The organism is Streptomyces sp. NBC_01089 (assembly GCF_045162975.1).
Taxonomy (GTDB): Bacteria; Actinomycetota; Actinomycetes; order Streptomycetales; family Streptomycetaceae; genus Streptomyces.
The window spans coordinates 6,486,617-6,499,517 of sequence record NZ_CP108660.1 but is presented as its reverse complement, the minus strand read 5'-3'; the positions used below and the strand labels follow the sequence as shown (position 1 = coordinate 6,499,517).

General features: G+C 69.4%; 10 protein-coding genes and 1 tRNA gene. 6 read left to right on the top strand and 5 right to left on the bottom strand.

Translation table 11 applies throughout. From position 1 onward, the window contains the following. Positions 1–71 precede the first annotated feature (71 nt). From OG510_RS29175 to OG510_RS29160, 4 genes are read left to right on the top strand one after another with little or no spacing between them, the layout of a single operon-like run. On the top strand, positions 72–1,004 hold the full coding sequence (locus OG510_RS29175) for a branched-chain amino acid ABC transporter permease (RefSeq protein ID WP_164266957.1): 933 nt from the start codon (positions 72–74) through the stop codon (positions 1,002–1,004). A 20-nt stretch (positions 1,005–1,024) separates the two neighbouring features. Next, positions 1,025–2,812 carry a branched-chain amino acid ABC transporter permease gene (locus OG510_RS29170; protein WP_406142611.1) on the top strand — a complete coding sequence of 596 codons (1,788 nt, stop codon included), beginning with the start codon at positions 1,025–1,027 and terminating at the stop codon, positions 2,810–2,812. Between the two features lie 8 nt (positions 2,813–2,820). After that, a complete protein-coding gene (locus OG510_RS29165) occupies positions 2,821–3,816 on the top strand; it encodes an ABC transporter ATP-binding protein (protein ID WP_406140722.1) in 996 nt (331 codons plus the stop codon). Beyond that, entirely contained in the window at positions 3,813–4,529 is a 717-nt protein-coding gene (locus OG510_RS29160; RefSeq protein ID WP_164266955.1) for an ABC transporter ATP-binding protein, read from the top strand. The genes OG510_RS29165 and OG510_RS29160 overlap by 4 nt, the downstream gene beginning before the upstream one ends. 100 nt (positions 4,530–4,629) lie before the next feature. Here the strand turns inward: OG510_RS29160 and OG510_RS29155 are convergent, their stop codons facing one another. Continuing rightward, positions 4,630–5,283: an ANTAR domain-containing response regulator gene (locus OG510_RS29155; protein ID WP_406140721.1), complete on the bottom strand. Its 654-nt coding sequence runs from the start codon at positions 5,281–5,283 to the stop codon at positions 4,630–4,632. Between the two features lie 99 nt (positions 5,284–5,382). On the opposite strand from OG510_RS29155, the gene OG510_RS29150 reads away from it, so the two are divergent. After that, positions 5,383–5,457 (top strand) — tRNA-Leu (locus OG510_RS29150). A gap of 119 nt (positions 5,458–5,576) precedes the next feature. Here the strand turns inward: OG510_RS29150 and pyk are convergent. Next, a complete protein-coding gene (pyk, locus tag OG510_RS29145) occupies positions 5,577–7,013 on the bottom strand; it encodes a pyruvate kinase (protein ID WP_406140720.1) in 1,437 nt (478 codons plus the stop codon). 182 nt (positions 7,014–7,195) lie between these two features. Beyond that, on the bottom strand, positions 7,196–7,990 hold the full coding sequence (locus OG510_RS29140; RefSeq protein WP_406140718.1) for an SIMPL domain-containing protein: 795 nt from the start codon (positions 7,988–7,990) through the stop codon (positions 7,196–7,198). Positions 7,991–8,148: 158 nt separating this feature from the next. Between OG510_RS29140 and OG510_RS29135 the strand changes: the two genes are divergently transcribed. Next, positions 8,149–9,954: a bifunctional metallophosphatase/5'-nucleotidase gene (locus OG510_RS29135; protein WP_406140717.1), complete on the top strand. Its 1,806-nt coding sequence runs from the start codon at positions 8,149–8,151 to the stop codon at positions 9,952–9,954. Positions 9,955–10,080: 126 nt separating this feature from the next. Here the strand turns inward: OG510_RS29135 and OG510_RS29130 are convergent, their stop codons facing one another. Both OG510_RS29130 and OG510_RS29125 read right to left on the bottom strand, forming a co-directional pair. Beyond that, positions 10,081–11,484, bottom strand: a complete 1,404-nt coding sequence (locus tag OG510_RS29130) for a lysine N(6)-hydroxylase/L-ornithine N(5)-oxygenase family protein (protein WP_406140716.1) — start codon at positions 11,482–11,484, stop codon at positions 10,081–10,083. Next, positions 11,481–12,845 carry a pyridoxal phosphate-dependent decarboxylase family protein gene (locus tag OG510_RS29125; RefSeq protein WP_406140715.1) on the bottom strand — a complete coding sequence of 455 codons (1,365 nt, stop codon included), beginning with the start codon at positions 12,843–12,845 and terminating at the stop codon, positions 11,481–11,483. Before OG510_RS29125 ends, OG510_RS29130 begins: the two co-directional genes overlap by 4 nt. Positions 12,846–12,901 lie beyond the last annotated feature (56 nt).

Genomic DNA, 12,901 nt, shown 5'->3' with positions numbered 1-12,901 from the left:
CACGACCTACCGGTCACCGCGCGGCCCGCAGTCTCCCATCGCTCACTTCCCACCCACATGGAGGCCATGCGGTGAACTCCCTGCCGCAACAGCTGGCCAACGGGCTGTTCCTCGGCTCGATGTACGGGCTGATAGCCATCGGATACACGATGGTGTACGGCATCGTCCAGCTCATCAACTTCGCCCACGGCGAGATATTCATGACCGGCGGCTTCGGCGCTCTGACGGTCTACATGTACGTGCTGCCCGACGGCACCTCGATGTGGATCGCCCTGCCGGCCATGCTCGTGGGCGGCGCCATCGTCGCCGTACTCGTCGCCGTCGGAGCCGAACGCTTCGCCTACCGGCCTCTGCGCGGCGCACCACGGCTCGCACCGCTCATCACCGCCATCGGCCTCTCCCTCGCACTGCAGCAGGCGGTCTTCAACTGGTACCCGGGCGCCGAGAACGCCCGCGTCTTCCCGCCCCTGCCCGGCGGCCCGTACCACCTCGGCTCCATCGACATCCAGAGCGGCGACCTCTTCCTGATCATCGCGGCCCCCCTCTGCATGGCCGCACTCGCCGTCTTCACCCGGACCTCCCGCACCGGCCGCGCCATGCAGGCCACCGCCCAGGACCCCGACACAGCCCAGCTCATGGGCATCGACACCAACCGCATCATCGTCATCGCGTTCGCCATCGGCGGCCTCTTCGCCGCCGTCGCGGGTATCGCGTACGGCTTCAAGATCGGCAACGTCGATTACAGCATGGGCTTCCAGGCCGGCCTCAAGGCGTTCACCGCGGCCGTGCTCGGCGGTATCGGCAACATCTACGGCGCCATGCTCGGCGGTCTCGTCCTCGGTGTCGCCGAAGTCATGGCCACCGCTTACATCGACCAGGTGCCGGGCATGCAGCAGCTCGGCGGCCAGGCATGGTCGGCCGTCTGGGCCTTCGTCCTGCTGATTCTCGTACTGCTCCTACGACCACAAGGTCTACTGGGCGAACGCGTCGCGGACAGGGCGTGACGGACATGGACACCACGGACATGGACACCAACGACGCCGGCCGGGCCACCGAGCCCACCGGCGCGGCGCCGCTGATCCCGCTGCCGCTGACCGCCGCACGCGCGGTCACCGCGGCGGGCGCCGTCATCACCATCGTCAGCGCCTTCCTCTCCTGGACCTGGAAGTCCGACTTCGCCGACGACCTGACCTACTCGGGGAACCCCTCCGGGCTCCAGTTCCTCGCGGTCATCGGTGGCGTCGTCACCCTCCTCTTCGTCCTCGGCCACGCCCGCGTACGCGGACTGCGCTGGCTCAACCCCAGCGGCGCCACCGCCCCGGTCTTCCTCGCGGCACTCGCCGCGTTCGCCGTCGTCTGGTACGTCGTCCTCGCCATCGCCTTCGAACTCGGCGGGCTCGTCAACCTCGACCCGGGCGGCTGGATCGCGGCCGTGGGCAGCGCACTCGCCCTCGCCGGCACCCTGGCACTGCCCAGGCCGGGCACCACGGCCAAGTCCTACTTCGCCAAGGCCGACCCGATCCCCGCCGCCCGTACGCTGCCGGCCTGGGGGCAGCGGGTGGTCATCACCGCCGCCACCGTGCTCGGCCTGATCGTCTTCACGTACGGCATCGGTGTCCCCGACGAACAGCCGGAAGTCTTCGTCTCGTTCGTCCTGCTCGTCGTCTTCACCGCCTGGGCCGCCTTCGGCGCCGGGCTCACCGACCGCTTCTCCGAACTCAACGCCCGGCACAAAGGATTCGCCACCTCCATGGCCTTCCTCGCCGCGGCGATCTTCCCCTTCACCCAGAGCGAGGACCACAACGCCAACCTCGGCGTGAACATCCTCATCTTCGGCACCGTCGCCCTCGGCCTCAACATCGTCGTCGGCCTCACCGGACTGCTCGACCTCGGGTACGTCGCGTTCCTCGGCGTCGGCGCCTACGCGGCCGCACTGGTCTCCGGCTCCGAGTTCTCCACGTTCTCCGGCGTCCAGTTCCCCTTCTGGGCGGCCGCCCTGACCGGAATGGCAGCCTCGCTGATCTTCGGCGTCCTCATCGGCGCCCCCACCCTGCGACTGCGCGGCGACTACCTCGCGATCGTCACCCTGGGCTTCGGAGAGATCTTCCGCATCGCCGTGAACAGCCTGGACGGCTCATCGGGCCCCGACATCACCAACGGGCCCAACGGCATCCCCTCCATCCCCGACCTCGAACTCTTCGGGTTCAACCTCGGCGCTTCCCACGACATCGCCGGCTTCACCATCGGCCGCTTCGCCAACTACTTCTTCCTCATGCTGGTGATCACCGGACTCGTCGTCCTGGTCTTCAACCGCGCCGCCGACTCCCGTATCGGCCGCTCCTGGATCGCCATCCGCGAGGACGAGACAGCGGCCACCGCCATGGGCATCAACGGCTTCCGGGTCAAGCTCATCGCCTTCGCACTCGGCGCCACCCTCGCGGGTCTCGCCGGTACGGTCAGCGCCCACGTGACCTACAGCGTCACACCCGCCCCGTACCAGTTCGCCGGAGCGGCGCCGCCCAACTCGGCCTTCCTGCTGGCGGCCGTGGTGCTCGGCGGCATGGGCACGGTCGGCGGCCCGATCCTCGGTGCCACCTTCCTCTACCTCATCCCGGAGAAGCTCGGCTTCCTCAAGCAGTACGAACTGCTCGCCTTCGGCATCGCGCTCGTCCTGCTGATGCGCTTCCGCCCCGAAGGCGTCATCGCCAACCGGCGGCGCCAGCTCGAATTCCACGAGGACAGCGCACCCGGCCTGCCGGACCAGCGGAAACCCGGCGACGACACCGTCCCCGCAGGCAAGGCAGGGGCGTGAGGAACGACATGACCACGCAAACGACCACGCAGGCCCCGGAAGCCACCGGCGCCCCCGTGCTCCGGGCCGAAGGCGTCATCATGCGCTTCGGCGGCCTCACCGCCGTACGCGACGTCGACCTCACCGTCAACGCCGGAGAGATCGTCGGCCTCATCGGCCCCAACGGCGCGGGCAAGACCACCTTCTTCAACTGCCTCACCGGCCTCTACGTCCCCACCGAGGGCAAGGTCAGCTACAAGGGCACCGTCCTGCCGCCCAAACCGCACCTCGTCACCAAGGCGGGCATCGCCCGTACCTTCCAGAACATCCGGCTCTTCGCCAACATGACGGTCCTGGAGAACGTCCTCGTCGGACGCCACACCAGGACCAAGGAGGGCCTCTGGTCGGCCATCGTGCGCGGCCCCGGCTTCCACCGTGCCGAGGCCAGATCACGTGAACGGGCCACAGAACTCCTGGAGTTCATCGGTCTCGCCCACAAGGCCGGGCACCTCGCGCGGAACCTCCCGTACGGCGAGCAGCGCAAGCTCGAAATCGCCCGCGCCCTCGCCAGCGAACCGGGGCTGCTGCTGCTCGACGAACCCACCGCGGGGATGAACCCGCAGGAGACCCGCGCCACCGAGGAGCTCGTCTTCGCCATCCGGGACCGGGGCATCGCCGTCCTCGTCATCGAGCACGACATGCGGTTCATCTTCAACCTCTGCGACCGCGTCGCCGTCCTCGTCCAGGGCGAGAAGCTCGTCGAGGGGACGTCGGAGGTGGTCCAGGGCGACGAACGCGTCATCGCGGCCTACCTCGGAACGCCCTTCGAGGGCGCGCCGGGGGACGAGGAGGTGGCCGAGGTCGAGGCGGCCGAGGCCCAGAGCGCGACAGGCCCCAGCAGCACCACGAGCGACACAAGCACCACAAGCGCCACGAGCACCACGAGCACCACCAGTACCGACAACAGCACCACCAGCGACACCAGCACCACCGGCGACACCGGTACCGAAGGAGACACCCAGTGACCGCTCTCCTGGAGGTCCAGGACCTCAGGGTCGCCTACGGCAAGATCGAGGCCGTCAAGGGAATCTCCTTCAGCGTCGGCGCCGGCCAGGTCGTCACCCTGATCGGCACCAACGGCGCGGGCAAGACCACCACGCTGCGCACCCTCTCCGGGCTCATCAAGCCGGCCGGCGGCACGGTCACCTTCGACGGGAAGCCGCTCGCGGGCATCCCGGCCCACAAGGTCGTCGCCCTCGGTCTGGCCCACTCCCCCGAGGGCCGGCACATCTTCCCGCGCCTGTCGATCTTCGAGAACCTCCAGCTCGGGGCGTTCCTCAGGGACGACAAGGACGGCATCGAGAAGGACATCCAGCGCGCCTACGACCTCTTCCCGATCCTCGGCGAACGCCGGAAGCAGGCGGCGGGCACTCTCTCGGGCGGTGAGCAGCAGATGCTCGCCATGGGCCGGGCGCTGATGTCGCAGCCCAAGCTGCTGATGCTCGACGAGCCCTCCATGGGGCTCTCGCCGATCATGATGCAGAAGATCATGGAGACCATCGTCGAGCTCAAGTCCCAGGGCATGACGATCCTGCTCGTCGAGCAGAACGCGCAGGCGGCGCTCTCGCTGGCCGACCACGGGTACGTGATGGAGATCGGCCGGATCTCGCTCTCCGGCACCGGCCATGACCTGCTGCACGACGAGTCGGTCCGCAAGGCGTACCTCGGCGAGGACTGAACACGGCCCCGCCGGCCCCGCACCACGGAAGCCGGACGGCCCGCCCCGAATCTCCCGGGGCGGGCCGTCCGGCTTCTCACCGTCGTGGCGCTGTGTGCGCCTACTGCTCCTTGGCCGCCTTCTTCTCCTCGGCGTCCTCGATGACCGCCTCGGCGACCTGCTGCATCGACATCCGGCGGTCCATCGACGTCTTCTGGATCCACCGGAAGGCGGCGGGCTCGGTGAGCCCGTACTGCGTCTGCAGCACCGACTTCGCCCGGTCCACCAGCTTCCGCGTCTCCAGCCGCTGCGAGAGGTCCGCGACCTCCTGCTCCAGGGCCTTCAGCTCGGTGAAGCGGGACACGGCCATCTCGATGGCGGGCACGACGTCGCTCTTGGAGAACGGCTTGACGAGGTACGCCATCGCTCCGGCGTCCCTGGCCCGCTCCACCAGGTCGCGCTGGGAGAAGGCGGTCAGCATCAGGACCGGCGCGATGGACTCCTCGGTGATCTTCTCGGCGGCGGAGATCCCGTCCAGGACGGGCATCTTCACATCGAGGATCACCAGATCGGGCCGGTGCTCCCGGGCCAGCTCGATGGCCCGCTGACCGTCACCGGCTTCACCGACGACCGCGTAGCCCTCTTCCTGGAGCATCTCTTTGAGGTCGAGGCGGATGAGGGCCTCGTCCTCGGCGATGACGACACGGGTCGTCAGCGGCGGGACGTGCGACTTGTCGTCGTCGGCGACAGGCTGGGGCGACTCGGGGGCGGTCACGGGGCTCCTCATTCCAAGGCTGGTACAGCTCCCCATGAGCGTACCTAGCTACGGTATGGTGGACGCGCAGCGGGTCAAGGTTAACCTTCGATCCTGCGAGCCCCGGTAGCCCAATTGGCAGCAGGCAATGGATTCAAAACCCATACAGTGTCGGTTCGAGTCCGACTCGGGGCACTTTTTCCTTCAATTCCAAGGTTCAGCCCTGGTTGGCGTTCTCTGTTCGCCCCGGCCCCTTTCCCGTACCCCGCATTCCTGAATTCGGGCAATACGGGAAAGCCGTCGCAGCAATCCCTCTACTTCGGGGAATCGTCCTCCCCCACATGGTGCACGCGGACCAGATTGGTGGAGCCCGCGACGCCGGGCGGGGAGCCTGCGGTGATGACCACGATGTCGCCCTTCCGGCAGCGGCCCGCCTTCAGGAGTTGTTCGTCCACCTGCGCGACCATTTCGTCCGTGGACTCCACATGCGGGCCGAGATAGGTCTCGACGCCCCAGGTGAGGGTGAGCTGGGCGCGGGTCGCCGGGTCGGGGGTGAAGGCCAGCAGCGGGATCGGGGAGCGGTAGCGGGAGAGCCGCTTCGCGGTGTCGCCCGACTGTGTGAAGGCCACCAGCAGCTTCGCGCCCAGGAAGTCGCCCATCTCGGCCGCCGCGCGGGCGACGGCGCCGCCCTGGGTGCGGGGCTTGTTCCGGTCGCTCAGGGGCGGCAGTCCGCGGGCGAGGATGTCCTCCTCGGCGGCCTCGACGATGCGGCCCATCGTCCGGACCGTCTCCACCGGGTACTTGCCGACGCTGGTCTCGCCGGAGAGCATCACGGCGTCCGTGCCGTCGATGACCGCGTTCGCGACGTCGGACGCCTCGGCGCGGGTGGGCCGGGAGTTGTCGATCATCGAGTCGAGCATCTGGGTCGCGACGATGACGGGCTTGGCGTTGCGCTTGGCCAGCTTGACGGCGCGCTTCTGGACGATCGGCACCTGTTCGAGCGGCATCTCGACACCGAGGTCACCTCGGGCGACCATGATGCCGTCGAAGGCCGCGACGATTCCGTCGATGTTCTCGACGGCCTGCGGCTTCTCGATCTTGGCGATGACGGGGAGCCTGCATCCCTCCTCCCTCATGATCTGGTGGACCTCGTTGACGTCCTGGCCGCTGCGCACGAAGGAGAGCGCGATGATGTCGGCCCCGGCCCGCAGGGCCCAGCGGAGGTCGTCGGCGTCCTTCTCGGACATCGCGGGGACCGACACCGCGACACCGGGCAGGTTGAGCCCCTTGTGGTCGGAGACCATGCCTCCCTCGACCACCAGGGTGTGGACCCGTGGGCCGTCGACCGAGGTGACTTCGAGGGCGACCTTGCCGTCGTCGACGAGGATGCGCTCGCCGGTGGCGACGTCACCGGCGAGGCCGTCGTAGGTGGTGCCGCAGCTGCTCCGGTCGCCCCGGGCACCGGGGGCGACGGTGATGGTGAACTCGTCGCCGCGTTCAAGGAGTACGGGACCTTCGGCGAACCGGCCCAGGCGGATCTTCGGGCCTTGAAGATCCGCGAGGATGCCGACGCTGCGGCCGGTCTCCTCAGCCGCCTTGCGGACGCGGTGGAAACGCTCCTCGTGCTCGGCGTAGCTGCCGTGGCTGAGATTGAATCGGGCCATGTCCATTCCGGCTTCGACCAGTGCCTTGATCTGGTCGTACGAGTCGGTCGCGGGGCCCAGGGTACAAACGATTTTTGCTCGGCGCATGATTCGAGCGTATGCCTTACCGATGGGTAAGTGATGGGTCACACATGACTACTCAACCACCTTTACATGAAAGGCTATTGACAACTGTTGAATTGTGCGCGGGGGCGCTCTGATGAGCAATTCCCGAAGCCCGCGTGAAGGGCCCGCGTGAAGGGCCTGCGCGAAGGACCTGCGGGGGCCGGTCAGAGTGCGGGTGGCGACATGGTGAACCGGGCGTTCACCTGTGCGTGAACGGTCTGGCGCTGGGGTTCGAGGTCGATGGCGCGTGGCTCGTCCGAAGCTCCCGGCGCACCCGGGGCACCGAACATGCGGCTGCCTGCGAAGCCGGGGGCCGGCGGGCGGGGGCCGTCCGCGCCGGGGTCGGAGAGTTCGACGAGGGCGGTCAGCTGGGCGCCGAGCGCCTCGGCGTACTCACGGGCGCGGGTGACGGCGTCCTGCACGGCCTGCCGACGGGCGTCGCGGTGGGCGGGCGATCCGGGGCGCAGCGCCCACCAGGGTCCGTCGACGCGGGTCAGCTCCAGGTCGGCCAGGCGGGAGGTGAGTTCGCCGAGTGCGGTGAAGTCGTTCAGCACGACCGTGATCCGGGCCTGGCCGAAGTAGGCGCGGACCTTTTCGCCCCGGCCGTGCTGGGCCAGTTCGGGGCTGACGGAGAGGGCGCCGCTCTCCAGTTTCTCGACGGCCGCGCCGTATCCACGGGCGAGTTCGATGATGGCCGTGTTGCGCCGGGTGAGGTCGTGCAGCGCCGCCCTGCGGTCCTTGCCGCGTGCGCTCGCGGTGACGGTGAGGGTGGCGGTCTCGGGTTCGACTTCGAGGCTCGCCTCGCCGCGGACGGCGACGCGGGGGGTGTCGGGTGTGCCGTAAGGGGCGGCGGGCTGCGGGGCGTTGCCGGCCGGGGGCCCGGTCACGGGCCCGGTCGCGGGATCGGTCGCGGGATCGGGCGCGGGATCCGTCAGGGGGTCGGTCATGGGGTCGGTCATGGGGCCCACTGTCGCACCCCGGTACGACAGTGTGCGGTCATCAGATCGAAACCTGCGGGGGGTGTTGCTCCGCGTGGCTCCTGGGTCAGAATCTACGCGCGTTGTGCATGGTTGCAGTCCGCATCTACGCGCGTTGTGTTCGTGACGAGGGAGACGAAATGCCGCTCAACCGTAGGACGTTCCTGGGTACTTCGGCCGCCGCCGGCGCCGGTGTGGCCATCGCCGGAGGCACCGCGGTGCCCGCCGATGCGCGGGGGCTCGGCCATGACCACGGCCGTCCGCAGCGGCGGTACTCGTTCACCGTGATGGGGACGACCGATCTGCACGGTCACGTCTTCAACTGGGACTACTTCACGGACAAGGAGTTCGACGACGACGCGCACAACGATGTCGGCCTGGCGAAGATCTCGACGCTGGTCAGCGGGATCCGTAAGGAGAAGGGCCGCCACAACACCCTGATGATCGACGCGGGCGACACCATCCAGGGCACCCAGCTGTCGTACTACTACGCGAAGATCGACCCGATCACGGCGAAGCACGGTCCTGTGCACCCGATGGCGCAGGCCATGAACCACATCGGCTACGACGCCGCGGCGCTGGGCAACCACGAGTTCAACTACGGCATCCCGGTGCTGCGGAAGTTCGAGGAGCAGTGCCGTTTCCCGCTGCTCGGGGCCAACGCGCTGGACGCGAAGACGCTGAAGCCCGCGTTCGCCCCGTACGTCTTCAGGACGCTCCGCACCCCGCACGGCCGGGATGTGAAGGTCGCGATCCTGGGCCTGACGAACCCGGGCATCGCCCTGTGGGACAAGACGAACGTCCAGGGCAAGATGGTGTTCCCCGGGCTCGAGGAGCAGGCGGCGAAGTATGTGCCGCGGCTGCGTTCCATGGGCGCCGATGTGGTGATCGTGGCGGCGCACTCGGGGGCCGACGGCACGTCCTCGTACGGGGACCAGATCCCGTACGTGGAGAACGCGGCCGCCCTGGTGGCCGAGCAGGTGCCGGGGATCGACGCGATCCTGGTGGGGCACGCGCATGTCGAGATCCCCGAGAGGTTCGTGGCGAACAAGAAGACCGGGAAGCAGGTCGTGCTCTCCGAGCCGCTGATGTGGGGCGAGCGGCTGACGGTCTTCGACTTCGACGTGGTGTGGGAGAAGGGTCGCTGGACGGTCGAGAAGGCCGGGGCGCGGGTGCTGAACTCCAATACCGCAGCCGAGGATCCGGCGCTGGTCAAGCTGCTGACGGACGAGCACAAGAAGGTCGTGGCGTACGTCAACCAGGTGATCGGGACGTCGTCGGCGGCGATGACCACGGCGGACGCCCCGTGGAAGGACGAGCCGATCATCGATCTGATCAACGCGGTCCAGACCGACACGGTGAAGGCGGCGCTGGCCGGTGGCGAGTACGCGGCGCTGCCGGTGCTCTCGCAGGCGTCGTGTTTCTCGCGTACGGCGCAGATTCCGGCCGGTGATGTGACGATCAAGGATGCGGCGGGGCTCTACCCGTTCGAGAACACGCTGGAGGCGCGCCTGGTGACGGGTGCGCAGATCAAGGACTATCTGGAGTTCTCGGCGCGCTACTACGTGCAGACGGCGGCGGACGCGCCGGTCGACACGTCGAAGCTGACGAACGCGGACGGCACCCCGGACTACAACTACGACGCGGTGTCGGGTCTGACGTACGAGATCGACATCGCGAAGGCGGCGGGGGCGCGGATCGCGAAGCTGTCCTTCGGCGGCAAGGCGATCGATCCGGCGGCGCAGTTCGTGCTGGCGGTGAACAACTACCGGGCGAGTGGCGGCGGGAACTTCCCGCATGTGCCGACCGCGAAGCAGCTGTGGGCCAATTCGGACGAGATCCGGAACACGATCATCGCGTGGGTGCAGGCGAAGGGGACGGTGGACGCGTCGGAGTTCGCCTCGGTGGACTGGAAGCTGACGCGGGACGGTACGCCGGTCTTCTAGGTCGTCCGTCCGGCGCGGGCCGGGCCGGGATTCCCGGTCCGGCCGGTGCCGTGCGCTCAGCCGCGTAAGCCTGTCAGCCCCGTCAGCCCCGTCAGCCCCGCCAGTCCCCTCAGCCCCGCCGGCCCCTCAGCCGCGTTCCGCCAGTGGGACGAGGCCGGTGCGGCGCTGTGGGGGCAGGGCGTGCTCGCGGTCGAGGCCGAAGCTGGTGAACGCGGTGCGCCGGGGCAGCGGGTAGGGGTCCTTCCCGGTGAGGGAGTTGAGGATGGTCGCGCTGCGCCAGGCGGCGAGGCCGAGGTCGGGGGCGCCGACGCCGTGGGTGTGGCGTTCGGCGTTCTGTACGTACACGGAGCCGGTGACGGTGGGGTCGAGGAGCAGCCGGTACTGGTCGTCGATGCGGGGGCGCTCGGAGGCATCCCGCCGCATGTACGGGTCGAGGCCGGCCAGCATGCCGTCGAGCGGGCGTTCCCGGTAGCCGGTGGCGAGGACCACGGCGTCGGTGGTGAGGCGGGAGCGGGAGCCCTGCCGGGCGTGTTCCAGGTGGAGTTCGACCTTGGTGCTGGCGACGCGTCCCGCGGTGCGTACGGTGACGCCCGGGGTGAGGACGGCGTCCGGCCAGCCGCCGTGCTGGGTGCGGCGGTAGAGCTCGCCGTGGATGGCCGCGATGGTCTCGGCGTCGATGCCCTTGTGGAGCTGCCACTGCTGCGGGGCCAGGGAGTCGCGTGCGGACTCGGGCAGCTGGTGGAAGTAGCGGGTGTAGTCGGGGGTGAAGTGCTCAAGGCCGAGCTTGGAGTACTCCATGGGGGCGAATGCCTCGGTCCTGGCGAGCCAGGTGATCCTCTCGTGGCCGGCAGGGCGGGCCCGGAGCAGGTCGAGGAAGATCTCGGCTCCTGACTGGCCCGCGCCGATGACGGTGATGTGGCCCGCGGTGAGGAGCCGTTCGCGGCTGGCGAGGTAGTCGGACGAGTGCACGACGGGCACCGTCGGTGCTTCGGCGAGCGGTTTGAGGGTCTCCGGGATGTACGGCTCGGTGCCGACGCCCAGGGCCAGGTTGCGGGTGTGGGCGCGGCCGAGTGCCTCGGCCTCTCCTTCGGCGTCGAGCTGGGTGAAGTCGACTTCGAAGAGGGCGTGTTCGGCGTTCCAGCGGATGGCGTCGACCTGGTGGCCGAAGTGCAGTCCCGGCAGGTTCTCGCTGACCCAGCGGCAGTAGGCGTCGTACTCGGTGCGCCTGATGTGGAAGTGCTCGGCGAAGTAGAAGGGGTAGAGCCGCTCGCGTTCCTTGAGGTAGCTGAGGAAGGACCAGGGGCTGGCGGGTTCGGCGAGGGTCACCAGGTCGGCGAGGAAGGGGACTTGGAGGGTGGCGTCCTCGATGAGCAGGCCGGGATGCCAGTGGAAGGCGGGGCGCTGTTCGTAGAAGGCGGTGGAGAGTTCGGTGAGGGGGTGGGCGAGTGCCGCGAGGGAGAGGTTGAACGGGCCGATGCCGACCCCCACCAGGTCGTGGGGCTGGTCCACGGGAGACTGCTGGTCCGTCATCGGGGCGTACTGCCTTCCAGGAGTTTGAGGAGAGCTTCCAGGTCACCGGTGGTGGCGTGGGGGTTGAGCAGGGTGGCTTTCAGCCAGAGGCGGTTGTCGGCGCGGGCCCGGCCGAGGACGGCGTGGCCTTCGGTGAGGAGGGTGCGGCGGATGGCGGCCACGGTCTCGTCGTCCGCTCCGGTGGGGCGGAAGAGCACGGTGGAGATGGTGGGACGGTCGTAGAGGTCCAGGCCGGGGCGGCCGTCGATGAGGTCGGCGAGTTCCGCGGCGATGGCGCAGGTGCGGTCGACGAGGGCGGCGAGGCCGGTCCTGCCGAGGGCGCGGAGTGTGACGGCGATCTTGAATACGTCGGGGCGCCGGGTAGTCCGCAGGGAGCGGCCGAGGAGGTCGGGGAGGCCCGCTTCGGTGTCGTCGTCGGCGTTGAGGTAGTCGGCCTGGTGGGTGAGGGCGTCCAGGGCGGCCGGGCCGGGGACGGCGAGGATGCCTGCGGCGACCGGCTGCCAGCCGAGTTTGTGCAGGTCGAGGGTTACCGAGTCGGCGCGTTCGAGGCCGTCGAGCAGGGGGCGATGGAGGTCGCTGAAGAGGAGCGGCCCGCCGTATGCGGCGTCGATGTGGAGTTCGGCGCCGTGCAGGTCGCAGAGGTCGGCGATCTCGGGGAGCGGGTCGATGAGTCCGGCGTCGGTGGTGCCGGCGGTGGCGGCGACCAGGACGGGGCCGTGGGTCGCGGTGAGTGCCGCGTCGAGTGCGGCGAGGTCGATGACGCCCGAGGGCGCGGGGACGGTGAGGGGCTCGGGGAGGCCGAGGAGCCAGGCGGCGCGGTGCAGGGAGTGGTGGGCGTTGGCGCCGCACACGATCCGGACGGCGCCGTGGCGTTCACGGGCGAGCAGCAGGGCGAGCTGGTTGGACTCGCTGCCGCCGGTGGTGATGAGCGCGTCGCCCGCCGGGTAGATCTCGGCGGCGATGGCGCGGGTGACGAGGGCTTCGAGTTCGGAGGCCGCGGGGGCCTGGTCCCAGGAGTCCATCGAGGGGTTGAGGGCGGATGCGGCGAGGTCGGCGGCTGCGGCGACGGCCAGCGGCGGGCAGTGCAGATGGGCGGCGCAGCGGGGGTCGGCGGGGTCGGCCGCGCCTTCGGTGAGGGTGTGGACGAGGGTGCGCAGGGCTTCCTCGGCGCCGGTCCCGGTGTCGGGCAGGACGGGCCGGGCGGTGGCCCGTACCCGTGCGGCGACGGTGTGCGGGCCGCCGGGCGGCAGCGGGCCGATCCGTTCGGCGGCTCCGTCGCGCAGCGCGTCGAGGACGGTACCGACGAGGGGCCGCAGGGCGTCCGGCCCTGCGGCCCCTCCGGCGAGTGGCGGCGTACTCATACGGATGTCCTTCGGTGCGCTCGGGGCTGTCGCCCCAGCCTGTACGGGGGACAGGC

What these genes read in the sequence shown, in the direction of transcription:
- OG510_RS29165 (WP_406140722.1), top strand. Translation starts at nt 2,821, where the DNA reads ATGACCACGCAAACGACCACGCAGGCCCCGGAAGCCACCGGCGCCCCC.
- OG510_RS29130 (WP_406140716.1), bottom strand. Translation starts at nt 11,484, where the DNA reads ATGACGGACCAGCAGTCTCCCGTGGACCAGCCCCACGACCTGGTGGGG.
- OG510_RS29140 (WP_406140718.1), bottom strand. Translation starts at nt 7,990, where the DNA reads ATGACCGACCCCATGACCGACCCCCTGACGGATCCCGCGCCCGATCCC.
- OG510_RS29170 (WP_406142611.1), top strand. Translation starts at nt 1,025, where the DNA reads ATGGACACCAACGACGCCGGCCGGGCCACCGAGCCCACCGGCGCGGCG.
- OG510_RS29135 (WP_406140717.1), top strand. Translation starts at nt 8,149, where the DNA reads ATGCCGCTCAACCGTAGGACGTTCCTGGGTACTTCGGCCGCCGCCGGC.
- OG510_RS29125 (WP_406140715.1), bottom strand. Translation starts at nt 12,845, where the DNA reads ATGAGTACGCCGCCACTCGCCGGAGGGGCCGCAGGGCCGGACGCCCTG.
- pyk (WP_406140720.1), bottom strand. Translation starts at nt 7,013, where the DNA reads ATGCGCCGAGCAAAAATCGTTTGTACCCTGGGCCCCGCGACCGACTCG.